Source organism: Actinopolymorpha pittospori, from assembly GCF_014873875.1.
Taxonomy (GTDB): Bacteria; Actinomycetota; Actinomycetes; order Propionibacteriales; family Actinopolymorphaceae; genus Actinopolymorpha; species Actinopolymorpha pittospori.
In genome coordinates this window covers 3,833,842-3,856,587 of record NZ_JADBEM010000001.1, presented here as the reverse complement: position 1 = coordinate 3,856,587, position 22,746 = coordinate 3,833,842, and the positions used below count along the sequence as shown (strand labels likewise).

The window sequence follows — 22,746 nt, the reverse complement described above, 5'->3', positions numbered from 1 at the left end:
AACCGAACCAGCCTCACCTCGCGCGCGACGTCAGCCGTCGGGGCCGTGGCACCTCGCTGACGTACGCGTCGTTCAGGACCGCTCGATCGAGACGGCGATGCCGTCGAGGATCAGCTCCAGCCCGAACGAGAAGTCCGCGTCGGCGATCGTCTCGTCGGCGGTGTCCGGCGGTGGCGCCTCGAACAGCGTCGAGGAGAACAGCCGGGCCGCCTCGGGGAAGCGTTCGGGAGTGACGAGCCGCGCCAGCGCGCGGCCGTAGTCGCGCTCGGTGTCGACCTGCCCCTGCCCCTCCGGCCTGCCCTCCGCGAGTTCGCTGAACTGCCGCACCGACTGGACCACGTAGCCGCTGATCAGCGACAGGACGCCAACCTTGGGGCCCCACTCGAGGCTGGTGCGGGACATGGCTGCCAGCGCGGCGTCCATCCAGGCGATCTGGTTCGGCCCGGAGGGCGGCCCGGAGGTAGGTACGCGCGTCAGCCACGGCCGGCGCTGGTACACCGCGCGATGCGCGAAGGCCCAGCCGCGCAGCCCTGCGCGCCAGTCGTCGGTGTCGATCTCCGGCGGCGCACCCAGGGCGGAGTCGGCCATCAGCGCGAGGAGCTCCTCCTTGGATCCGACGTGCCGGTAGAGCGACATCCCCGTGAAGCCGAGGCTCTTGGCGACCTTGGGAAGGGTCACGCCGCCGAGCCCGTCGCGGTCGGCGATCTCCACCGCCGCGGCGACGACGACGTCGACGTCGAGGGCGGCGGGCCGTCCCAGACGCGAGGACTCCGACATCCGCCACAGCCGGCGCAGCGGCGCCGGAACGAAGTCCTCGCCGGTCATGGCTCCCTCGCTCGCCCTGAAATCAGGGTTCATCATGTCAGACCACATTAGTTTGCCTGTGATACTTTTTCTCTGAAACTAAGCCACGAGTCCAAGGGGACAGACGAACATGAGCATTGCCACGGCACCGCGGACGTCGAGAGGGCCGGTGCGGCGCGCCGAACGCGCCCTCGCACCCGACCTGACCCGGGGAGCGATGCTGCTGATCATCGCGTTGGCCAACGTCGCCGGAGTTGTCTTCGCCGGCGAGCCCGGCCTCGACGCCACGCCAGCAGGTGCCGACCGCGGCCTCAATTTCCTGCTCTTCGAACTCATCCACGCCCGCAGCTACCCGGTCTTCGCCGTGATGTTCGGCTACGGACTCGTCCAACTCGCCCGCCGCCAGGACGCCTCCGGCGCCACGCCGAAGCAGGTCCGCTCGGTGCTGTTGCGCCGCAACCTCTGGCTCGTCGTCTTCGGGATCGCGCACGCCACCTTGCTGTACTACGGCGACTTCCTCGGTGCCTACGGGATCGTCGGGGTCGTGATGACCCTGGTCCTGCTGCGCCGCTCCGACAAGTTCCACCGGATCGCGCTGGTGCTCTGGGCACTGTCGGCGATCGAGGTCCTGGTCGTCGGCGCCCTCGTGGTGAGCAGCCTCGCGGGTCCGGGCGGATCGGCCCCGCTGCCGTCGGGCCACGTCGGCTCCCTCGCCGCGCCCGGGTACTTCGCGTCCATGCTGGATCGCCTCGGCGAATGGCCGATGCACACGATGACCGTCCTGCCCTTCATCATGATCACGTGGCTGGGCATGTGGGCAGCCCGCCGCCGAATCCTCGAAGAGCCGGCCCAGCACAAGAGTCTGCTCACGTGGACCGCCGTCCTGGGGCTCGGCGTCGCCCTCGTCGGAGGGCTTCCGGCCGCCCTGATCAGCGCCGGATGGCTGCACGTCGACGGGTCGACCGCCAGCATGACGGTGATGCTCCACGGCGCCAGTGGCATGTTCGCCGGGCCGGGTTACGTGGCCGTGTTCGCCCTGATCGCCACCCGGGTCACCCGATCCGGTCCCGTCGTCGGCGCGCTCTCCGCCCTGGGTCAGCGCTCCCTGTCGGGATACCTGTTCCAGTCGGTGGCCTGGCTGATCCTGCTGGCGCCCTTCACGCTCCACCTCGGCGACCGTTTCGGCAGCCCCACGCTGACCGGACTCATCATCGCGGCGGCCGTCTGGCTCGCGACCGTTCTGATCGCTCTCCTGCTGGACAAGCGCCAGCAGGCCGGTCCCGCGGAGACCGTCCTGCGCCGCCTGACCTACGGGCCTCGGTCGTAGTCGCCGGCCAACGCGGCGGCCGCAACGCAGCACGGCCCCGGACCTGGTCGCTTCAGGTCCGGGGTCGTTCTGCGAGCGCCGTCACTGGTGTGGGATGGGTACGCCCGCGGCGCGGAGCTTGGCTCCGCTGGCTGGCGTAGGAGCCGTTGAGGTAGACCTCGGGGATACCGGGACCGTCGGTGTCGGTGACGGCCAGCGCCGTGTCGTCGACCCGCACCATTCCGGCCCAGGTCGAATTACCCGCTTTGCTGAATTTGTTGGAGCATGCGGTAGCCAGGTGGCGAGCCTGAACCTCGGCCCAAGGTCAAGGTCGACCCGCGCTGGCCCTGCCGTTCCGGCATCGCGTCTCGAGCCGGCTTCGCGGCGATAGCGGTAACTGACCGCTTCCCGCCCTGACGATGAGTGTCACAGGCGTAGGGTTGGAACCAACGGAGGTGACAGTCATGGCGAGAAGGGCACCAGGCCGGGTGCCACCAACGCTCTTACGTGGGCCGATGCGCGTGCTCCGCCCAGCCGACGCGGCCAGCGTGTACGCGCATCCTCGCCCGGAGTTCGCCCGACTGGAACGGCAGGGCGCGTTGCACCGGGTGGCGCCGGGCTACTACGCGGTCCTCCCGGACCACCTTGTGGGACAGCCGTGGCTGCCGGAGTTGGAGGCAGTGGCGTTGGGCATCGCCGTCGCCGGCGGAACGGTCGATGACGCCGCACTGACGGGTATCAGCGCAGCCCGCCTGCACGGGGCCATCCCTCGAGCCCTGGGCGTCGCGGTCGTCGCGACCCATCACCATCGTCGGCGCATCCTCGACCTGGTCGATCGCAACGCCCAGATCGTGTTCGTACGGCGTGACCTGGCGCGGACAGATCTGCAGCGTGCCACCACCGAGCTGGGGGCAGGCTGGGTGACCAGCATCGAGCAGACGATTCTCGACCTCGCCGCCCATCCCGAACTGGGCGGCATGTCCAGCGAAGCAACGGCCGCCGCCCTAGCCCTGTTACCTCGCGCCGACCAGTCCATGCTGGGCGACCTGGCCGCTCGACAGCGCAAGACGGCCACGCTACACAGACTGTTGAAGGAGGCCGGGCGTGCTTGATCCTCGCGAGGAGGCGGCCGTGGCTGCCCAGTTCGGCGTCGCCCGCACGCAGGTCAGGCGAGATCATCTGATCTCCCACCTACTCGCCGCACTGGAACCGCTCGCCGACGATCTGCTCTTCTTCGGCGGAACAGCGCTGTCCCGCACGATCCTGACCGACGGTCGGCTCTCCGAAGACATCGATCTGATGACTAGCCGCCATCGTGACCACGTTGCCGAAGCCGTCGAGCACCGCCTCGTCCAGGGCGTCCGACGGGAGTTCCCCGGGCTGCGTTGGCAGCCACCGTTGCGCGCCGTACCAAACGCACAGCCCGCCGTGTTGATCGCACCCGACGGACTCACCGTCAGGATCCAACTTGTGGGAAGCGGGGGGTATCCGCCCTGGCCCACATTGCGAAGATCGTTGCTGCAACGCTACGCCGACGCGCCACCGGTGGCGTTGACCGTCCCCACTCCCGCCTCGTTCGCCGCATGGAAGACCACCGCCTGGAACGACCGCAGGGTCTCCCGTGACTTGTACGACCTGTGGTCGCTGGCTGGCATTGGCGCCATCAACGCAGAAGCAGCATGCTTGTTCGCCCGCTACGGCCCAACCGGCAAGCCTCCGACGCCACACATGTTTGACCAGCCACCAAGTGAGCAGACCTGGCACCGAGACCTCAGCGGCCAAACCCGCCTCACCATCACTGCCGCCCACGCACTCACCGTCGTCCGCGACACCTGGGCCGCAGTCACTGACGACCCCGCGTCCTGACTTCGCCACCGCCGGCAGCCGACGGACGCGCGGAGCGGCGGATCAGTCCTCGGACAGGAGCCAGCCGATGTGCAGTTCTTCGGCACCCGGGCGGAATGTCTGCATGAGCTCGGCGCGCTCAGGGTCGTTCTCGGGGAGGTTGTCGGCCAGGGTGGCCTGCGCGGCGAGCGTCTGGGGTCGGGCGCCGAGCGCGGCGCGCAGGTGGAGTGAGCGGCGCAGCATCGCGATCCGCTCGGCCGGCTCCTTGTGCGGTGCGAGGTGCCGGATGATGTAGGACTCGAAGTAGCCGTCGCCGGACTTCGTCGCGATCTCGAGGGCTGTCTCGTAGCGCGGGATTGCGCCGGCCGGGTCCTCGTCGATGTTGTCCAGCAGGACGGCCCAGTGGTACTCGGCCCAAGCGCGCAGCTTCTCGTCGCCGCTCTCAACCGCCGCGCGGTAGCCGGCCTCGGCCACGGCGCGGTCGTCGGCGCGGGGGTCGCGCCGGAACAGCAGGCGGCTGTAGGCCAGTCGCGCCGTGAGCAGGTGCGCGGTCGGCGATGCGGGATCGAGCGCCGCGACCGCCTTCTCGGCCTCCTCATGACCCTCGATCTGGAAGAACCAGCGGTCGACGGCAATCTCCGCGCGCAACTCGGGCTCGGCATCCGGACCCAAGACGGCGAGCGCGGCGTCCCACTCCCCGAGCACGTGCAGTCGGCGGGCCACGTAGGTGTCGTCAGTTAGCATGGCGCCTACAGTAAGAAGCGGCGATGTAGGTGGTCAAGTGCAATACGGTGACTACATTGGGAACGTGACGCGGTTGGCCGTCGAGCTGGCCAATACCGGGACCCTCGACCAGCACGGCGAACTGGTCGCCACGTTCTTCGCAGAGCACGAGATCACTCCGCCGCCGGGCGGCGACTACGGCGAACTGCCGGACCTCGTGCGCACGGCCCTGGCGCAGTCGGTCGACGGCGCCGCCCCCGACGCCGTGCACCGCCTGCTGCGCGATTATCCGCCGGAAATGCACCTGTCCGACCACGACGGCCTCGACGGCTGGCACATCCACTTCAGCCGAAACGGCACCCCGGCCAAGCGCTGGGTCGGCCAGCTAATCGCCGCCAAGCTCGCCCTGGTCGCGGCCGGGGATCCGGCGGTGACGCTGGGGCGGTGCGCCGCGGCCGGGTGCGCAAACTACTTCGTGGACCAGTCGCGGAACCGGGCGCGCCGGTTCTGCTCCAACGCGTGCGCGAGTCGGACGACGGTCGCGGCCTATCGGGCCCGGGCGGCGAAAAACACCTAGCAGCACGGCGCGCGAAACCACGCGGCGGAGTACGAGGGCGCGGACGCGCTTCGACGGGCCGCCGTAGGCCACCGAACTCGACCAGCTGCAGCCGGGGATCAATGACAACGGCCCCGGACCTGTTTGTGCAGGTCAGGGGCCGTTCGTGGTGCTGTGGCAGGTACTGGGTTCGAACCAGTGTAGGCGAAGCCGACGGTTTTACAGAAGGACGCCAACCACCCTCTGACCTGCGCGTTCATCTGCGAACCGCGAACTTCGCCGCGTATACGCCGCGCAGTGCGGTTGCCGTCACGCTTTTCAGACTCTCCGTGCTCCGCGGCCGACTCCAGCACGGTGCCGCAAAGGCCAGAGGTGGCATCCTCGGCCGTCATCGGCGCATGCTGCCGTAGGTATCCGATCGCCAAGGTCGGGCTTCGGCGGGGGCGCGGCTTGGTCCGGGAGCCAGGAGGGCCTGCGACGTGACTTGAACCCCTACGCCCGATTACAAGAGGGCCGACAAGCCCCGAGTGGCCTGTCTGACGCCTGCTGACCTGGCCATTCGCCTGTCTGCGCTGTCACAGATGGCCCTCGCCGACGGCGTTTCATTGTCAAAACCATTGACAGACCTCAGGGCGGATCGAGACGCGGCGGCGGGCCTAGCTACTTCGACCTGAAAAAGTCTGGCGCGTCGGGGCGTGGTCGGGTGGTGTCTGATCGAGAGGATCGCCTCGGACCCTTGAGGTAGAAGGGATCGAGGCCGTCGTGTTTCGTACGGTAGGGCGGCGGTGGAAGCCCGATTTTGGGTGTTGTTCGATCGCGGGACGAGCATGTCGGATGCCGCGCGGTCGGTGGGGGTGGCGCGGCTTCAGGGTATCGGTGGGTCGAGCAGGTCCTCGGCCACGACGACGAGACCGCCGGCCCGTGCTGCGCCGCGCACCGGTGATCGCCGACGAGGCTGATGATCAACTCACCGCCTCGTACTGTCTGCGCCACCTGGCCATCGCCGACCAGCTGCGCGGGGGGTGGACGAGGAGGAACGTCAGCTGGCCCGCGTCGACCGCGCTGCGCCGGCAGCTCGGTTCACTTCCGGGGTTGCGGCCAATCTCGTCGGGCTCGCGTACCTGTCGCTGGCCAAGGGCGACCAGCACCAGGCCGAACTGCATGCCCGGGACGCGATCGACACCGCGGCTCGGTGGGCGCGATGAGAGTCCTCGCCGACGCCGAAGCGGCACTCAGGAGCGTGCTCGGCGGGACCTGATCTTTCCCGGTTCCGCGACATGATCACCGTTTCGGCACCATGACAGACCGGCCGCTGCGATTTCACGACGCCACGGAGCGGCACCTGATCGGCGGCGAATGATGTGCACGTTTCACATTCGAAAGGTCATTGGTAGCTACGTTCCATTTACTTAACTGGCTAAGCCCTGTCAACAGTCCCTCCTTAGCGTCGTCGATGTGACGCAGGACTATCGGACGCCGAACTGCTCGACCGAGGTCGCCGATCCGGACGTGCTCGAGCGAGTGCGATCCCTGATGTTCGAGTTCTCCGGGGCAGAGCGCCGGGTCGCCGACCTGGTGCTCCGCGATCCCGATGGCGTGCTGTCGATGTCGGCCGCGCGACTTGCCCTGGCCTCGGCGAGTTCGGTCGGCACCGTCATCCGGTTCTGCCACAGCATCGGACTGGAGGGATTCCAGGCATTCAAGCTGCAACTGACCTCGCTCCGACTGGGGTCACAGCGTCCAGACATTATCGGTAAGCGACCCGTCAACGCACCCGACGACGTCCTGCAGCGCACGCTCACCAACCTCGGCCGGGCCATCGCCAGCATGGACGTCGAGCTGATCGAACGTGTCGGACTGGCGATCCGGCAGGCCGAGCGGGTGCACCTGTGCGGGTCGGGACCGTCGCTGCGCATCACCACGGCCTTCGGCGGGCTGCTGAGCAGGTCGGGATTCCACTGCTCCTACCCCGACGACTCCGACACCCAGACTGCCATTGCTGCCCGCCTCACAGCACGCGACGTGTGCGTGGCAGTCAGCCACTCCGGAACCACCGCGGCCACCTTGCACGCGGCCGAACTGGCCTCCCAGGCCGGCGCCCGGTTGGTCGTGCTGACCAGCTTCTCCGGGTCGCCGCTGGCCGAGCTCGGTGACATGACCCTGGTCGCCGGGGCGCCCGGGGACCCGTACCGCAGCGCCGACACGGCTAGCCGAACCGTACATCTCGCGCTCGTCCAGGCCATCACCTCGGTCGCTGCCGACCCACCGAACCCAACGTCGACCGGGTGCGCCGCCCCGTGCGGGGGGCGGCCGTCACCTGATCAAGAACCCACCCGAACCGGCCCCGCGCCGTTGTCGGTGGGGCGCTGAGCAGCATCCCTGCTATTCCCACCGTTTAAGTACGAGGAGAACGCACGATGCCCATCAGGTTCCGCACAGCCGCTGTTGCCGTCGCCGCCATGGCCATGGCGGCGATCAGTCTGACCGCGTGTACCTCGGCCATGGACAGCCAGAACACGTCGAGCGGTGGTGCCAACGCCGCGAACGCGAAGGACGGCAATGATCCCAGCACACTCGCGATCGTGCACCTCCCCGGCGAGGAGCAGACCTCGCTGAGCACCGGCGAGAAGCTGATCCAGAAGGTGCTGGAGAAGAAGCTCGGCATGAAGGTCGACTACGTCCGCGCCACCAGCTACGCCGCAACCATCGAGGCCCAGCGCGCCGGGAAGGCCCAGGTCGCCGGCTACGGGCCGTTCTCCTACACCGTCGCCAAGGACACCGGCGTCGGCGTCAACGTGATCGGTGTGATGGCGCCGACCAAGGGCGCCAGCGCCTTCTACCGTTCGGTGGCCAGTGTCAAGGCAGGCAGCGACATCACCTCACTCAAGCAGGCCAGAGGCAAGAAGGTCTGCTTCGTCGACCCGCTGTCGACCTCGGGCTACCTGTACCCGACGGCAGCCCTGCTGAAGGTCGGCTTCGATGCCAAGAAGGACATCAGGCCGGTCTTCGCCGGCACTCACCCGGCATCCGCCCTGGCACTGCACAGCGGCCAGTGCGACATCTCCTTCTCCACCCAAGACACCCCGGCCCAGCTCATCGAGTCCGGGCAGCTCAAGAAGGGTGAGATCCGGCAGATCTGGACCTCGGAGCCGATTCCCAACTCGCCGGTCACGGTGAGCTCGAAACTGTCCCCGGCGCTGCAGAACAAGATCAAGAACGTCTATCTGAAAGACCTCAACGTGGACGCCTTGAAGGCCGATGGCGACTGCGACCCGGCCGACAAGACCGGGTTCTGCGACCTCGGCGGCTGGGGCTATGTGCCCGTCAAGGACTCCGACTACAACGGCATCCGCGCCGTCTGCAAGGCCACCAAGGCCGACGCCTGCACGAACCTAGGCTGACCGGAAGGAACAAGCCTCATGATCAACGCAGCGGGGCCGGAAGTGCCCGCCATCCGGCTCAGCCGGGTCACCAAGCGATTCACCCCGATGGTCCTCGGGCTGGACGACATCAGTCTCGACATCTCATCCGGTACCCGGGTCGTGCTGCTCGGCAAATCGGGATCGGGCAAGTCAACCCTGCTGCGGCACGTCAACCGGTTGCACTCCCCGACGTCTGGTGCCGTGCTGGTGCACGGCACCGACGTGGGGACTGTGCGCGGACGGCAGCTGCGCGACCTTCGGCGCGGCATCGGCATGGTGTTCCAGAACTTCCACCTGGTCGGCAACATCAGCGCGCTGGAGAACGTCTGCTCCGGAAACCTCGGCGCCCTGCGGGGCCCCCGAGTCGGCCTGTGGATGTATCCGTCGGCCGTCCGCCGGCACGCGCTGGATCTGCTGGATCGCGTCGGGTTGGCGGAGCGGGCGTACCAGCGCTCCGACACGCTCTCCGGTGGTCAGCAGCAGCGAGTGGCGATCGCGCGGGCCCTGATCCAGCAGCCTTCGGTGCTGCTGGCCGACGAACCGGTGGCCTCCCTCGACCCGGAGTCGAGTGCGGACGTCCTGGGCATCCTGACCCGGATCAGCAAGGAGGATCGGCTCACGGTCCTGATGAGCCTGCACCAGATTGAGTACGCCCTCGGCTTCGCCGACCGGATCGTCGGCCTTCGTGAGGGACGGGTCGTCCTGGACGAGTCGGCGCTGAACCTGGACGCCGAGCGGGCCATGCAGATCTACAGCGCCGCCACCGGAACCACCGACGACTCACTGACGGTCGCTGCCGGCGTTCCGCAGCCGCTGGCTGCGCACGCTCCGGCACGCCCGGGGCTGGCGAGGTAGCCGCCATGTCCGCGACCCAACTTGATCAACCGATCTCAGTCGGGGAGCTGACCTTCCCACCGCGCCCAAAGCGGTCTATCGGCAGCAGGCTGCTCTCCATCGCGTTGATCATCGTCTTCGGCCTGGCCGTCTGGTCGATGATCGCGCTGCACCTCAACCCGGTGACCTTCATCGACGGACGGGACAATGCGATCGACTTTCTGCGGCGTACCGTCCCGTTCACCTTCCCGGACTTCACGGATCTGGCCGGGATGATCATCCAGACCCTGGCGATCGTCGTCCTGGCGACCGTCCTGGGCTTGATCATCAGCTTTCCGGTCGCCTTGCTTGCGGCATCCAACACCTCGCCGCATCCGGCCGTACGGCTGGTCATGCGGGCGGCGATCGTGGCCTTCCGCTCCACCCCGGAATTCGTCATCGCCATGCTGCTGGTGCAGATGTTCGGACTCGGCGGCACCCCAGGCGTGCTGGCTCTCGGCCTCGGCTCGGTCGGCTTCATGGCGAAGTTGTTCGCCGATGCCATCGAAGAAGTCGACGCGGGCCCGACGGAGGCGTTCCGGGCGGCGGGCGCAACGAAGCTCCAACAGATCATGGGCTCGGTGCTGGCGCAGGTGCGGCCGACGCTGATCGCCACCACCTTGCACGCGTTCGACATCAACCTGCGCGGCTCGGTGCTGCTGGGCTTCGTCGGCATCGCCGGAATCGGCATGAACATCTCCGCAGCGCTGGACTCGCTGAACTATCCGCGCGGCATGGGCCTGACCCTGGTGCTGTTGGTGATGTGCCTGGCCGCCGAGATCATCTCGACGCTGATCCGCCGGAGCATCCTCGGCCGCCAGCAGCGGGCGTCGACATCGAGCGGGTCGCGCTGGCTCGCCGTCCTCACCGGACACCGAACCCCGCGCGGCTGGATCACCGGCACCGCCAGGTCGTCCGGGGCGGCTGCCGTCCGAACCAGGACCACGGGGTCGTACTCGATCACCGAGCCGTGGACCCCGGCGCGGATCCGGCGCACCGCCGGTACCGTGCTGGTCTTCGCGATCATCGTCGCGTCGATCTTCGGGGCCGGGTTCGAGGTCGTCGGCTTCACCGAGGGGGTCCAGTCGGCGTGGAAAGCCATCCGGCTCTATTTCCCGCCGACCACCGCAGGCCAGTTCCCGAGCATCGTCGTCGGCCTGATCGAGACCGCCCAGATGGGCCTGGCCGGTACCCTGTTCGGGCTGATCCTGGCCATCCCGCTCGGCCTGCTGTCGGCCAACAACGTGGTACGCAACGGCTACGTCTCCGGCTTCTTCCGGCTCCTCGTCGTGACCATCCGCGCCGTCCCCGGGATCATCGTCGGCATCGTCTTCGTGGTGATCACCGGACTCGGCGCGACCGCCGGCGCCCTCGCCCTCGGCGTGCATGCGATCGGGTTCTTCAGCAAGATCATCGCCGACTCCCTCGAGGACGTCGACATCCGCGTCCAGGACGCCGTACGCACCTCCGGTGCCAGTGCCTCCCAGGTCTTCTTCACCGCAACATTCCGCCAGGTGATGCCTGCCCTGGCAGCCCACACCATGCACCAGCTCGACACCAACGTCCGCGGAGCCACCAGCATGGGCGTGATCGGCGCCGGCGGCATCGGCTTCCTGATGAGCGACGCCACCCGGGTCCTGCAGTACAGCCTCGTCACCAGTTGCCTGATCGGCGTCGTCGCCCTGGTGCTGTGCTCCGAGGGCCTCGCGGTCTGGACCCGACAGACCGTCAAATGACCGTTCCCACCACACACACGAAAGATCATCACCCGAAAGATCACAAATGACATCGCAGTTGACACAGCCCTCCCCGCGAGCGCGACTCAGTTCCGAACTCAACCAGGCCGACCCCCGTGCGGTGATCGACCTCGCCGCCGCCTGCCTGATCGATGATCCCGACGTCACCGTCACCCGGCCGCCGACCGTCGGGGTCGTCGTGACCCAGGTACGCGACACCGTCGCCGAAGAGCGCTTCATCCTCGGCGACGTGCTGGTGACCCAGGCCGAGGTGCAGCGCCGCGGCACCTTCGGCTGGTCGATGCGGCTGGGCTCGGACCGTGTCGCCGCGCTGGCCGGGGCGATCCTGGCCGCCGAGTGGCAGGCAGGCGGCCCGCGCGCCACCGAGATCGAGGCACTCGCCGACCGGACCGAGGACCGGCGCCGGGTCGAGCGCGCCGCCGAATGGGAGCGGCTGACCCCGTCCATCGTCGAATTCGAGGAGATCCCGTGACCACGACGACCGCCATGCCGGTCCGGCCGGTCGCCGACTGGCCGACGCCGCGCGAGCTTCCGCCGGACACCGCCCAGCAAGCCTTCCGCGCGATCATGGAGGCGTTCTCAGAGCCGGGAACCCTGCAGCAGTTGCCGCTGGAGGCCGTACCCGATGGTGTTCCGGCGGTGATGATCCCGCTACTGATGCTGGCCGACATCATGACGCCGATCGCCGCGCTCCCGACACCCGGCCAGCCGGTCGACCAGGCCCTTGAGCTCGCTGCCCGGCTGACGGTGGCCCCGGTAGCCGACTTGGAGTCCACTCGGTACGCCCTGGCATTCGGTGAGCCGGATCCCCGGGAGTTCCGGCGCCTGAACACCGGTACGCACTGGTCGCCGGAAGCCGGGGCGATGCTGTTCCAGCGTGTCACCGACCTCCGCGAGACCGGCGGCTGGACCCTCACCGGCCCGGGCATCCAACGCCATTCCGCTCTGGAGGTGGCCGGCCTGAGCGAGGAATTCCTGGACGTACGCGCGGACCTGGTTTCCGATTACCCGGCCGGGATCGACGTCCTGCTGGTCACCGATGAGGGCCGGGTCGCCGCCCTCTCCCGTACGACGAAAGTCGAGCTCGCCTGATGTCCTACGCAGGTACCAACAAGGGCGGCACCGAGGCCATCATCGCCGCCGAGCGACTCGTCCTGGAGCGCCGGGCACAGCTCGACTCAGGCCTGACACACGAGTCGGTCGTCGCCTCCTTCCCGATGGCCATCGACCGGATCATGGGCGAGGCCGGGCTGTGGGACGAGGCGACCGCGGCGGCGGCGTTCCTGCAGGCCAACGGCGACATCACCGAAGCCGTGCACCTGATCCGGGCGCACCGCTCGACCCTCCCGCGGCTGGCCTTCAGCCATCCGCTCAACCCGCGTGAGATGCAGTTGCTGCGCCGTGTGGTGTCGACCCAGCGCCAGCCCGACGGGCCGATCCTGCTGGGCGAGACCGTCGACTACACGGCACGCATCCTGCACGACGGTCCGGAGTTGCCGCTGCCGATCATCGACGAGCCCGACGAGGTCGACCTCGAACTGCAGCACCCGGCCGACGAGCCGTTCCGCAGGTTCCGCGACTACCTGGACGACAAGGGTGTCCTCGTCGACCGGCACGTCCAGACCGACGAGCAGCCGTTCGACATCCAGATGGTGGCCCCACGGCTGCCCGCGTCACGCTCGGCGTGGCTGTCGATGATGTCCCAGGCCGACACCGGCGCCTTGATCAACATCTGGTACCAGGGCGTCCTCGGGCCCGAGGGCTACCCGTCCGAAGGCGTCACCCTCGGCGAGGTCCGGCACGGCCGGCTTCCGGTACGGGTCGCGCACCCGCACACCGGCGAGCTGACCGAGATCGGCCGGATCCGGGTCTCCGAGACCGAGGCCGTCGCCCACCTCGGCGGGCAGCGCGGCGAGGATCCGACCACCTACGACATCGGCTATGCGATGGCGCTCGGGCACAACGAGCGTAAGGCGATCGCCGCCGCGTCCTTGGACATCGTGGCCTGGCGGTTCCGCGGTACCGACACCGGCAAGCGGATGGAGCAGCTGTTGCTGCACACCACCGACGGGCTGGCGACCAGCGGCTTCCTGGAGCATCTCAAGCTGCCGCACTTCGTCACGTTCCAGTCCAGGCTGGACGCGGCCATGGCCGCACGGGTCGAGGCCGAGGCGCTGCTGCATCGGCTGGCCGAGGACGACAACCAAGATCACGAAGATCACGAGGACCATGACGGCCACGAGCACTGAGCCGGGAGAAGCCATGACAACCACGATCGACGGCACGGCTGTGATCACGCCGCTGCTGCCCCCGGACTCCAACGACGGCCGCCCGGTGGTGATGGACGAGCAGGCCAAGCGGGAGGTCCGCCGGGCCGTACTCTCCGGCATCTGTATCCCCGGCTACATCGTGCCGTTCGGCTCCCGGGAGATGCCGGTCGCCCGCGGCTGGGGATCCGGCGGACTGCAGGTCACCCTCGCCATCGGCGGCCCGGCCGACAACGTCAAGGTCATCGACCAGGGCGACGAGGAAGGCGTCAACGCCGTCAACCTGCGGCGGTTGATCGTCGGCACCCTCGGCAGCGGCTCGACCGCCGACACCGACGACGCGACCATCGTCCAGTCCCGGCACCGGGTCCCCGAGGAGCCGATGGGCAACGGCCGGATCCTGGTTCTCCAGGTGCCACAGTCCGAGCCGCTGCGTGTGGTCGAGAAGTCGGTGTACGAGTGCAAGCGACGGCATGCCGAGGCCGACTACGCCAAGATGTGGGTGCACCTCTACGAGCGGCTGGCGCTGACCGGGGTGATGGGCACCGGCGCCGGCCACCCGGTGCTGGTGCACGACCGCTACCTGATGGCCCCGAGCCCGATCCCCCGCTGGGACGTACCGCGGCTGAACCAGAGCGACCATCTGACCATCCTCAGCCATGGCCGGGACAAGAAGATCTACGCAGTGCCGCCGCACACCAGGGTGGAGCCGCTGCGGTTCGACGACGTACCGTTCGAAGTGGAGTACCTCGAGGGTGTGCGCTGCGCCAAGTGCGGCTCGGACGAGTCGTTCATGGTCGAGACCAGGACCGGCGACTACATCTGCTCCGACGTCCAGTTCTGCCTCAAGGTCCGGGCCGGTGTCGTGGATCAGGCGCGCCGCGACCCGCTGGTGCCGCGCCGTTACTACCCCGACCCGTCCAAGCGCGTACGCCAGACCGTGCACGTCGATCCGGGACAGCGTCCGGTCGCACCGGCCGGGATCACCGCGCCCGGCGAGGACTGGTCGCTGAAGGTCGATCGGCTCGGCAAGGTGTTCGGTGGCAGCCGGGTATCCTCCGAGGTGGTTGCGGCCCGCGACATCAGCTTCGACGTCGCGCCCGGCGAGGCGCTCGGCGTGATCGGCGAATCCGGCTCCGGCAAGTCAACCGTGATGCGCTGCATCATCGGCGACGAACTCGAGTCGACCGGAGCGGTCTACATCGGCGCGGTCGGCGCCGGCAGGGCCAACCTGCTCGGGTGGGCGCCGCCGCTGCGCCGGAGGCTGCGGACCAACATCCTCAGCGTCGTCTACCAGGATCCGGCGATGGGGCTGAACCTGCGGATCTCGGCCGGAGGGAACATCGCCGACGCGCTGATCGCGGCCGGCTGGCGTTCGTACCACCAGATCCGGCAGCGGGCGGCCGAGCTGCTCGACCGGGTCGAGGTGCCGCTGAGCCGGATGGACGACGTCGTCGGGCAGTTCTCCGGCGGCATGCGGCAACGCGTCCAGATCGCCAAGGCCCTGGCCACTGACCCACAGGTACTGCTGCTGGACGAGCCGACCACCGGCCTGGACGCCTCGGTCGCGGCCGGCGTTCTGGACCTGCTGCGCGAGCTGCTCGCCGAGCGTGAGCTGGCCGTCGTCGTTGTAAGCCACGACTTCTCGGTAATCTCCGCGCTCACCGATCGCGCGGTCGTCATGAAGGAGGGCCGGATCGTCGAGACAGGCCTCACCGACCAGCTGTTCGCCAACCCCCACCACCCGTACACCCAGCAGCTCGTCGCAGCTGCCCGCAGCTGAGAGATGAACCGCCGATGACCCACGACAACCCAGCGCCGGTGCTGACGGTCGACAACCTGAGCATGTCCTTCACCCTGCATGCCATCAACCGCTTCGTGCAGTCGCTCACCGCGGTGTCCTTCACCCTGTACGAGGGTGAACACCTGGCCCTGGCCGGCGCGAGCGGCGCAGGCAAGTCGAGCCTGCTGCGCTGCATCGTGCGCAACTACCTGCCCAACTCCGGCACCGTGATCCTGCACGACGGCGACACCACGATCGACCTGACCGCACTGGACGACCGCAGGATGGCACGGCTGCGCGGCCGCGACTTCGGCTACGTCTCGCAGTTCCTGAACGCACCGCCGCGGCAGGGCCCGCTGCGCCTGGTCACCAATGCCGCGCTTCGCCGCGGGCTGGCCCACCAGGAGGCCGAACAGGCGGCCGCCGTCTCGCTGACCAGGCTCGGCATCGAGGAGCGGCTCTGGGATGTCGACTGCTCGGTGCTGTCCGGCGGCGAACGGCAGCGAGTCAATCTCGCCGCCGGGACCGTGAGCCCGCCGCGGCTGCTGCTGCTCGACGAGCCGGTCTCGGCGCTCGACCCGGCCAACCGGGCGCTGGCCCTCGAGGTGATCGAGGATCTGCATCATCACGACGTGAGCGTGCTGGCGATCTACCACGACATGACGGTCATCCGCCGGGTCGCCGATCGCGTCCTGCTGATGGACGGTGGTGTCATCGCCGCCGACGGCACGCCCGACGAGGTGCTGTCGGCCGGCCATACCGTGCTAGACGAGGTCTTCGCGTGACCGCCATCGGGGAGACCGCGCACACCTGGCAGCTCGGGACGTCCCCGGCGACGTACGTGATCTCCAACGTCCGGGTGGTGCTGGGTGACCGGGTCACCGATCCAGCGTCGGTTGCGGTCACCGACGGCCGGATCGCCGAGGTCGTCGAGGGTCCGAGCCTGCGCGGCGACGTCGACGGCGGTGGTCTGCTGCTCACACCGGGGTTCATCGACACCCACAGCGACGCCCTGGAGAAGGAACGTACGCCCCGGCCCTCGGTCCACCTGCCGCTGGACTTCGCGATCGGCTCGTTCGAGTCGCGGGTCGCCGGGGTCGGGATCACGACGATCTTCCACGGCCTGGGATTCCACAACAACTCATCCCACGGCGTACGCCGGGATCCGGTTCAGTCCAACAGCATGAGTTCGTTCATCGACGGCTACCGCGGCAGCCGGGTCGACCACCGAGTGCTGCACCGATTCAACGTCCGTGCCGAGGAGGGCGCTGAAGTCCTCCGCCAGCGGATCGAGAGCCTGCCGCCGTCCCGGCTGCCGGTCCAGCTCTCCCACGAGGACCACACGCCGGGCCAGGGCCAGTACGCCGACGTCGAGCGACATATCGACTTCCTGGTCTCCGGCGGCGCCGATCGTGCCGACGCCACCCGCCGGGTGTACGAGCGGATCGAGGACGCTAAACGCACCGAGCAGGTTCGGGAGGCCAACCTGGCCTGGGCCGGGGAACTCGCCCGCACCGGTACGGCCCGGCTGCTCGGCCACGACTGCGACTCACCCGAGGCGATCGACGAGTTGGTGGAGCGGGGTGGCGTCGTCGCCGAGTTCCCGACGACCATCGAGGCGGCCCGGCGGGCCAGGGAACGTGGGCTGCTGATCGTTGCTGGCGCCCCGAACCTGCTGCGCGGTGGCTCGCACTCGGGAAACGTCTCGGCCGCCGACCTGCTGCGCGAAGGGCTGATCGACGCGGTCTCGTCGGACTACCTGGCCAGCGCCCTGCTCGGCTGTGTGTCCCGGGTGGTGAACCTGCGCCTGCTCACGTTGCCGGCGGCGATCAAGTTGATCACCGCCGGCGGGGCGGCCGTCGGCGGGCTGCCCGACCGCGGCCGGATCGATCAGGGACTGCTCGCCGACTTCGCCCTGATCGACGACCGCGGCACCTGGCCGTCGGTGGTGACGACGTTCAAGTCCGTCGCATGATCAACTGGGCGCCAACTCAGGCCGCGGTACGGCGGCAGCGCAGGTAGAACGTGATTGGCACCTCAGTGGCGTCCAGCAGAGTGGTGTACCGCAGGCGCTCGTTGATGGGCGTGTCGTAGTCGTCTAGGGCGGTCATCGCGTGATCCTCATGAAGACCTCTCACAGTCCTTCCGAAGGAGTACATGCGATGACCGCCAAGCCCAGTATGACCCCTGACCGGTTCCTGCATGAGCAGCTGGCTCAGGCCTCGCCAGACCTGCTGCGTCAACTGCTCGCCACGTTCATCGACGCGCTGATGGGTGCGGAGGCCGACGCGATCTGTGGCGCCCCTACGGCCAGCCAAGCCCGGACCGGACGAATCAGCGCAACGGCTGTGTCTTTAGCCAGATCCGTCGGCGGGGCTGACCAACTCGACTCGGCACGCGACCGGACGAGCGTCGTGACCTCATAGGAGCCTGTGCTGAGGCCCCGATCACTCTCCTGTCCGCCCGCCCAGCCGGATGCGTGCCGCCACAGCTATCGCAGAAGAGACGGCACATCCAGGATGGCGAGGAACAGGCCGGAGGTCTACGGCGGTGTTGACACCCACGGGCGCACTCATCATGCGGCTGCGATCAGTCGTGCTGGTGAGGTGATCGCAGATCGGGAGTTCGCTGCGACACCTACTGGCTACCGGCAGCTGATCGGTTGGCTCAGGCAGTTGGGTGACGTGATCAAAGTTGGTGTCGAAGGTACTGGATCCTATGGCGCTGGCCTCGCGCGTGCGCTGACTGGGGAGCAGATAGCGGTCGTTGAGGTGGATCGGCCGGATCAACACGTCGCCGTGGCACCGTCACGTTGACCTCCGAAACCGCGTCTGCGCACGTTCGAGTACGGGGCCATCCACATCGACAGCGACCACCCGCGGCACTAGCTACTTCGACCTGAAAGAGTCTGGCGCGTCGGGGCGTGGTCGGGTGGTGCTTAGTCGGGAGGATGGCCTCGAACCCTTGGGCTAGAAGGGATCGAGGCCATCATGTTTCGTACGGTAGGGCATCAGCCGTCGTTGTGGGAGTCGGTGCTGCCGGAAGAGCTGCTTCGGCTTCCGGAGGAGTTGGCCCGGGTCGATGGGCTGTTGGATGATCGGGCGTTCTTCGCGCCGTTCGTTTCGTTCTTCGACCCTCGGATCGGTCGCCCCTCGACTCCGATGGAGACTTACCTGCGGTTGATGTTTTTGAAGTCCGGTACCGGTTGAGCTATGAGTCCTTGTGCGGCCCGTTACTCGCGCCCCAACGAGGTGGCCGGCGCCAGCGGCCGGCCCTAGCCACCCACTGCGCCACACCGCCACAGTCGCGGACCACCGACTGGGATGCGGAGGCAGCGAGATCACCACGGCGAAGGTGTGCGGGTGCTGCGGGCCATCCTGAACAGGGGGACGATGGAGGCATCAGATGCGACCCGTGCTTCGTGATAAGCGCGGCGCCGTGATCTACCAACTCAGCCAGGCGAGTGACGGGATAATAGTCGGCGATAGACACTCCTCGCGCCGCCGATCTAAGCGCTCCGCTGGTTATCGCCGGGGGACGGTGAGGTGGAAGGTGCCACGTCTCGCGCTGCGCCGATCACAGCCTCAACGGCTCGACCCACCAATGCCGGTGCCTCGGTATGCACGTAGTGCCGGGCGTCGTGAGCGAGGAGAAGCGGCGCCCGCAGGCTGGCGGCGAGCCTGTGCTGCCACTTTCTGCCAGTGCGCTGGGCCTCGCACTCGTCGCGTTGCTGCTGCTTTCCGGATTCCGCACGGGAGTCGGGTTCCCGCAGCCATACGTACTCGGTGAGCCAGCGCGCACCCGACCGGAAAACCCCTCCATGACGGCGTGATAGCGCTGCTCCAGCCAGCATTACTGCAGCGTTGGAGAAGGTTGCTGCAGCAGCCGGGTTCGACAGGGCCCGCCGATTGTCGAGGCGTCGTCTAGTCGGCTCTCATCCGGAGAATCCGCTTTCCGCGGCCGTGACGTGTCGCGACGTCTATGTAGGCCTGGCGCACCTGCTCGAGCGGGTAGACCTGCTCGATGGGCACATGGAACGCGCCGCTCGCCGCCATCCGTGCCAAGAGTTCCCATTCCTGTGGTGTCGTCGACTCCTGGGCTTCGGACCGGACCCCGTAGCGTTGAATCGCGCCGCCGTCGACCAGGGTGTTGATGCGCCCCGGAGAAACGCCCAGCGCTAGTGCGATGTCGACGTTGCCGCGGCCCACGGTGTCGATGAGTGCGGTGACAGGCGGGCCTATCCTCGCCTTCATCCGCTCGAAGAGTCCTTCGCCGTAGAGCATCGGCTCCGCGCCCAACCCACGCAGGAACTCCGCATTCTCAGCGCTGGCCGTCCCGACGACGCTCGCTCCTCGCAGTTGGACCAGTTGGGTCGCGATCGAGCCGACTCCGCCGGCGGCACCGGCGATCACGACCGTGTCGCCTTCGTGTGGCGCGATGGCCTCGACGGCCGCCCAGGCGGTGGCGCCCACGCCGGTGATAGCGGCGGCCTGCTCCCAACTCAGCTCGTGAGGCTTCGGCACAACCTGTGACACCGGCGCCAGTACAAAGTCCGCCTGGGCTGCCCGGGGCAGGTAGCCGACCACTTGGTCTCCCACCTCGAACCGCCCGACGCCTTTCCCGACCTGTGCGATGTAACCAGCGAAGTCGTTGCCTTGGCCCTCCGGGAAGTGAGCCGGCCACATGGTGGCGAAGGCGCCCTCTCGAATCGCGATCTCGCCGGGGTTCATCGCTGCAGCGACCACCTCGATCACGACCTCACCCGGACCGGCGGTTGGTCGGTCGACCTCGAGGATCTCGAGCACCTCCGGCCCGCCGTACCGGCGGAACTTCACGGCTCTGGGCACGTTCGCGCTCCCGTCAGGTGACCTTGAAGCAATGGGGGCGTCACTGGGTGATCGACAGGTTGTACGACGTCGACCCGATGGCGCCACTCAGGGCCGCCGAGAGCAGGATGAAGTGCTCGGTGGCGCGTGCGGTCGTGATGTCACCAAGATCGATCTGCGACTCCGGCGACCATCCGATATCGGCGAGCAGCTCGGAGACGGTTGCCTTCGCGGCACCGTCGTCCCCGGACAGGAACACGATGGTCGGCGCCGACAGGGCCTGCGAGTCGGCCATCACCCCGGCATGCACCGTGTTGAGCGCCTTGACCACGGCACTGTCGGGAAACGTGGACTGGATCAACGCACCGAGGCTGCTGTTGTGGTACATCAGGTCGAACCCAGGCCGGATCGCGTTCGAGACGTCCATCAGGACCTTGCCCGCGAGCGGTCCTGCCCCGATCTGCTTCAGCATCTCCAGCGACGTGGCGCCGGGGGTCGCATTGATGACGAGCTCGCCGACCGCCGCGGCATCGGCCAGCGACGCCACCCGCCCGGGCAGGTCTGGATCGGCGGCTCCGCTGCGCGACCCGAAGTCGACCTCATGACCAGCTCGCGCGAGCCCACCTCCGATGCTCCGTGCAACCTTGCCCGTTCCCAAAATGGCAATCCTCATCTGCACTCCTTTGGCTCGCCGAAAACTCGGATCGTTCACAAGACGCGGGTGTGATCAGCGCCGCCACGGAAAGCACCTCGCCCTGATACACCATCACACCCCTCCTTCCATCTCGAACATGCGGGTGGCGATCTCGTACACGGGTCGCCTCCACATCGCAGCAGGTGTCCCGGAGCTCGGCGACGCGTCGCGCAGCTGCCGGTTACTGACGACGATCCGCAACGACTCCAGCACGATGTCCGCCGGATCGCTCGCCGTCCGGTCCTCGACGGCGGCGACCAGCTCCCGGACCTGCTTCCGCGTCCTGTAACGCTCCTCGACGCCAGCGATCCTCACGTGGTCGTAGGTGGCCTGCACGGCCACCTCGAGTTGCTGCCGGCGCCCACCGGTCGGCACCTCATACCCGTCGACGCCCTGCTTTCCGTACCTGCGATGCTGCCACACCCGCATTCTTGCTCGAACAGACGTTCGATGTAGGCTGGTGCGGGCCCTGGCCGCTGCGGCGGGTCCGGGGCCGCCCGGGACAGCTAGCAGCGATCGCCGCTTACGTCGCGGCGTGCGGCTCACGCCTCTAGGTCGAGATCGAGCGGCACCTCGTTAGGTGCGATGTCGCGCACCCGCAGCATGCGGACGGCGTGCCGCCACCTCCGGCCCTGGTCGGTGGCGATGTCGGCGCGGATCTCCACCACGGCCAGCGGCGACCTGGTGGTAGCCGCTCGGCTGGACCGCCAGGTTCGACCTGCCCCACGTGAACGTGGGGCGCCCCGTTTCAGGTCGACAGCTCTACGCGCTCGATGGTCCCGATGATCGCGGCGGCTTGGGGACCGCCGATCCGGTCTGCGGTGTAGCGGTCGCGTGGCCAGATGTCGACCAGGGCGTCGCCAAGCAGCGAGGGAATGCAGACCCGGGCCGGTCTGACCAGCTTCGACACTGCTCCAGACGCCATGGGGCTGCTGCGCCATGGTGGGATGGGTCGGGTCTTCAATGGCGTGTATGCGCCGTCAACGTTGGGGTCGTTCTTGCGGGCGTTCGCCTTCGGCCATATCCGTCAGCTCGATGAGGTCGCCTCGAGGCTACTGGTCGGTCTGGCGAACAAGACGCCGCTGATGGCCGGGATCGAGGAGTACGCGCTCCTCGACATCGATGACACGATCATCGAGGTCCACGGCTATGCCAAACAGGGCGCAGGATTCGGTTACTCCGGGGTGCGTGGACTCAACGCGCTGCTGGCGACCGTGACCACCAGCCAAGCCGCGCCGGTGATCGTTGCGCAGCGGCTACGCAAAGGCTCATGCGGGTCCGCGCGAGGCGCGAAACGGCTGGTCGCTGACGCGCCGGCCACCCTTGCCCAGTTGCGTGGCCCGACCGCGCGGGCCAAGCCGCTCTCCGAGCCGATTCGGCCTTCTACGGCCGGGCGACCATCGTGACCGCCATCAGCGCTGGCGCGGACGTGTCGGTCACCCTCCGCCTGGACGCGACGGTCAAGAAGGCCATCACCTCCATCAGCGAGGCCGCCTGGCAGACCATCGAGTACACCGACGCAGTTTTCGACGAAGCGACCCGACAGTGGATCTCCCGCGCCGAGGTCGCCGAAATCGACTTCACCGCGTTCTCCTCGGCCAAGAAGTCCGAGCAGGTTCCAGGCCGACTGATCGTGCGACGTATCCCCGACCTCAATCCCAAAGCCGGACAGGGCCAGGACACCATCTTCACCACCTGGCGGTTCCACGCGTTCTTCACCACCACCGATCCAGGTGTGATGGGACACGGTGACCCCGGACAAGACCCACCGCCACCACGCAATCATCGAACAAGTCCACGCCGACCTGAAGAACGCGGCCTTGGCCCACCTTGGTTTGCGTCTGACTTCGCGATAGAGATCGGTCCGTCTATCAGACAACATCTGGTGGG

Annotated in this window: 25 protein-coding genes and 3 pseudogenes; 19 read left to right on the top strand and 9 right to left on the bottom strand. The window is 68.0% G+C overall.

What is annotated here, in order from left to right; translation table 11 throughout:
- Positions 1-72: 72 nt before the first annotated feature.
- On the bottom strand, positions 73-861 hold the full coding sequence (locus tag HEB94_RS18285; RefSeq protein ID WP_238361561.1) for a TetR/AcrR family transcriptional regulator: 789 nt from the start codon (positions 859-861) through the stop codon (positions 73-75).
- A gap of 73 nt (positions 862-934) precedes the next feature.
- Between HEB94_RS18285 and HEB94_RS18280 the strand changes: the two genes are divergently transcribed.
- Entirely contained in the window at positions 935-2,131 is a 1,197-nt protein-coding gene (locus tag HEB94_RS18280) for a DUF418 domain-containing protein (protein ID WP_192751010.1), read from the top strand.
- A gap of 52 nt (positions 2,132-2,183) precedes the next feature.
- On the opposite strand, the gene HEB94_RS49340 is transcribed toward HEB94_RS18280, so the two are convergent.
- Complete coding sequence (locus tag HEB94_RS49340; RefSeq protein WP_202896415.1) at positions 2,184-2,351, bottom strand: hypothetical protein; 168 nt, start codon at positions 2,349-2,351, stop codon at positions 2,184-2,186.
- A gap of 274 nt (positions 2,352-2,625) precedes the next feature.
- On the opposite strand from HEB94_RS49340, the gene HEB94_RS18270 reads away from it, so the two are divergent.
- The gene (locus HEB94_RS18270; protein ID WP_238361560.1) at positions 2,626-3,222 is read left to right on the top strand and encodes a type IV toxin-antitoxin system AbiEi family antitoxin domain-containing protein; all 597 of its coding nucleotides are present in this window, start codon (positions 2,626-2,628) and stop codon (positions 3,220-3,222) included.
- Positions 3,215-3,976 (top strand): nucleotidyl transferase AbiEii/AbiGii toxin family protein, encoded by a 762-nt coding sequence (locus HEB94_RS18265; protein ID WP_192751008.1) that lies wholly within the window; start codon positions 3,215-3,217, stop codon positions 3,974-3,976. Before HEB94_RS18270 ends, HEB94_RS18265 begins: the two co-directional genes overlap by 8 nt.
- Positions 3,977-4,018: 42 nt before the next feature.
- Here HEB94_RS18265 and HEB94_RS18260 read toward each other — a convergent pair whose 3' ends face one another.
- Positions 4,019-4,699 carry a hypothetical protein gene (locus HEB94_RS18260; RefSeq protein ID WP_202896414.1) on the bottom strand — a complete coding sequence of 227 codons (681 nt, stop codon included), beginning with the start codon at positions 4,697-4,699 and terminating at the stop codon, positions 4,019-4,021.
- Between the two features lie 64 nt (positions 4,700-4,763).
- On the opposite strand from HEB94_RS18260, the gene HEB94_RS18255 reads away from it, so the two are divergent.
- The gene (locus HEB94_RS18255; protein ID WP_202896413.1) at positions 4,764-5,255 is read left to right on the top strand and encodes a CGNR zinc finger domain-containing protein; all 492 of its coding nucleotides are present in this window, start codon (positions 4,764-4,766) and stop codon (positions 5,253-5,255) included.
- A 941-nt stretch (positions 5,256-6,196) separates the two neighbouring features.
- Here HEB94_RS18255 and HEB94_RS18250 read toward each other — a convergent pair.
- A complete protein-coding gene (locus HEB94_RS18250) occupies positions 6,197-6,397 on the bottom strand; it encodes a hypothetical protein (RefSeq protein WP_192751006.1) in 201 nt (66 codons plus the stop codon).
- Positions 6,398-6,689: 292 nt separating this feature from the next.
- Between HEB94_RS18250 and HEB94_RS18245 the strand changes: the two genes are divergently transcribed.
- The 14 genes and pseudogenes from HEB94_RS18245 to HEB94_RS18180 all read left to right on the top strand — a co-directional run bounded on the left by HEB94_RS18245 (position 6,690) and on the right by HEB94_RS18180 (position 19,168).
- Complete coding sequence (locus tag HEB94_RS18245) at positions 6,690-7,604, top strand: SIS domain-containing protein (RefSeq protein WP_192751005.1); 915 nt, start codon at positions 6,690-6,692, stop codon at positions 7,602-7,604.
- Between the two features lie 47 nt (positions 7,605-7,651).
- On the top strand, positions 7,652-8,635 hold the full coding sequence (locus tag HEB94_RS18240) for a phosphate/phosphite/phosphonate ABC transporter substrate-binding protein (protein WP_192751004.1): 984 nt from the start codon (positions 7,652-7,654) through the stop codon (positions 8,633-8,635).
- 18 nt (positions 8,636-8,653) lie between these two features.
- On the top strand, positions 8,654-9,511 hold the full coding sequence (gene phnC, locus HEB94_RS18235; protein WP_192751003.1) for a phosphonate ABC transporter ATP-binding protein: 858 nt from the start codon (positions 8,654-8,656) through the stop codon (positions 9,509-9,511).
- A gap of 5 nt (positions 9,512-9,516) precedes the next feature.
- On the top strand, positions 9,517-11,265 hold the full coding sequence (phnE, locus tag HEB94_RS18230; RefSeq protein ID WP_192751002.1) for a phosphonate ABC transporter, permease protein PhnE: 1,749 nt from the start codon (positions 9,517-9,519) through the stop codon (positions 11,263-11,265).
- Positions 11,266-11,311: 46 nt separating this feature from the next.
- Positions 11,312-11,758: a phosphonate C-P lyase system protein PhnG gene (locus tag HEB94_RS18225; protein ID WP_192751001.1), complete on the top strand. Its 447-nt coding sequence runs from the start codon at positions 11,312-11,314 to the stop codon at positions 11,756-11,758.
- On the top strand, positions 11,755-12,378 hold the full coding sequence (gene phnH / locus HEB94_RS18220) for a phosphonate C-P lyase system protein PhnH (protein WP_192751000.1): 624 nt from the start codon (positions 11,755-11,757) through the stop codon (positions 12,376-12,378). The genes HEB94_RS18225 and phnH overlap by 4 nt, the downstream gene beginning before the upstream one ends.
- A complete protein-coding gene (locus HEB94_RS18215) occupies positions 12,378-13,535 on the top strand; it encodes a carbon-phosphorus lyase complex subunit PhnI (RefSeq protein ID WP_192750999.1) in 1,158 nt (385 codons plus the stop codon). Before phnH ends, HEB94_RS18215 begins: the two co-directional genes overlap by 1 nt.
- 13 nt (positions 13,536-13,548) lie before the next feature.
- Positions 13,549-15,336 (top strand): alpha-D-ribose 1-methylphosphonate 5-phosphate C-P-lyase PhnJ, encoded by a 1,788-nt coding sequence (locus HEB94_RS18210; RefSeq protein ID WP_192750998.1) that lies wholly within the window; start codon positions 13,549-13,551, stop codon positions 15,334-15,336.
- Between the two features lie 14 nt (positions 15,337-15,350).
- Positions 15,351-16,121, top strand: a complete 771-nt coding sequence (locus HEB94_RS18205; RefSeq protein WP_192750997.1) for an ATP-binding cassette domain-containing protein — start codon at positions 15,351-15,353, stop codon at positions 16,119-16,121.
- A complete protein-coding gene (locus HEB94_RS18200; RefSeq protein WP_192750996.1) occupies positions 16,118-17,311 on the top strand; it encodes an alpha-D-ribose 1-methylphosphonate 5-triphosphate diphosphatase in 1,194 nt (397 codons plus the stop codon). Before HEB94_RS18205 ends, HEB94_RS18200 begins: the two co-directional genes overlap by 4 nt.
- Positions 17,312-17,516: 205 nt before the next feature.
- A pseudogene (locus HEB94_RS18195) lies at positions 17,517-17,683 on the top strand (transposase); the annotation flags it as partial.
- A 172-nt stretch (positions 17,684-17,855) separates the two neighbouring features.
- Complete coding sequence (locus HEB94_RS18190) at positions 17,856-18,152, top strand: IS110 family transposase (protein ID WP_192750995.1); 297 nt, start codon at positions 17,856-17,858, stop codon at positions 18,150-18,152.
- Positions 18,153-18,326: 174 nt separating this feature from the next.
- A pseudogene (locus HEB94_RS18185) lies at positions 18,327-18,562 on the top strand (transposase); the annotation flags it as partial.
- A gap of 393 nt (positions 18,563-18,955) precedes the next feature.
- Positions 18,956-19,168, top strand: coding sequence for a hypothetical protein (locus HEB94_RS18180; RefSeq protein ID WP_192750994.1), 213 nt, complete (start codon positions 18,956-18,958; stop codon positions 19,166-19,168).
- A gap of 91 nt (positions 19,169-19,259) precedes the next feature.
- Here HEB94_RS18180 and HEB94_RS53600 read toward each other — a convergent pair whose 3' ends face one another.
- The 5 genes from HEB94_RS53600 to HEB94_RS18160 all read right to left on the bottom strand — a co-directional run bounded on the left by HEB94_RS53600 (position 19,260) and on the right by HEB94_RS18160 (position 21,781).
- Complete coding sequence (locus HEB94_RS53600; RefSeq protein WP_420481592.1) at positions 19,260-20,141, bottom strand: NADP-dependent oxidoreductase; 882 nt, start codon at positions 20,139-20,141, stop codon at positions 19,260-19,262.
- 82 nt (positions 20,142-20,223) lie between these two features.
- Positions 20,224-20,835 carry an NADPH-dependent F420 reductase gene (locus HEB94_RS18170; RefSeq protein ID WP_192750992.1) on the bottom strand — a complete coding sequence of 204 codons (612 nt, stop codon included), beginning with the start codon at positions 20,833-20,835 and terminating at the stop codon, positions 20,224-20,226.
- A 93-nt stretch (positions 20,836-20,928) separates the two neighbouring features.
- Positions 20,929-21,279 (bottom strand): hypothetical protein, encoded by a 351-nt coding sequence (locus tag HEB94_RS18165; RefSeq protein ID WP_192750991.1) that lies wholly within the window; start codon positions 21,277-21,279, stop codon positions 20,929-20,931.
- A 119-nt stretch (positions 21,280-21,398) separates the two neighbouring features.
- Entirely contained in the window at positions 21,399-21,524 is a 126-nt protein-coding gene (locus HEB94_RS52520) for a hypothetical protein (RefSeq protein ID WP_273375870.1), read from the bottom strand.
- A gap of 80 nt (positions 21,525-21,604) precedes the next feature.
- Positions 21,605-21,781, bottom strand: coding sequence for a hypothetical protein (locus HEB94_RS18160; protein ID WP_192750990.1), 177 nt, complete (start codon positions 21,779-21,781; stop codon positions 21,605-21,607).
- Here HEB94_RS18160 and HEB94_RS50760 point away from each other — a divergent pair.
- A pseudogene (locus HEB94_RS50760) lies at positions 21,744-22,688 on the top strand (IS1380 family transposase); the annotation flags it as partial. The gene HEB94_RS18160 and the pseudogene HEB94_RS50760 sit on opposite strands and share 38 nt — an antisense overlap.
- Positions 22,689-22,746: the final 58 nt, after the last annotated feature.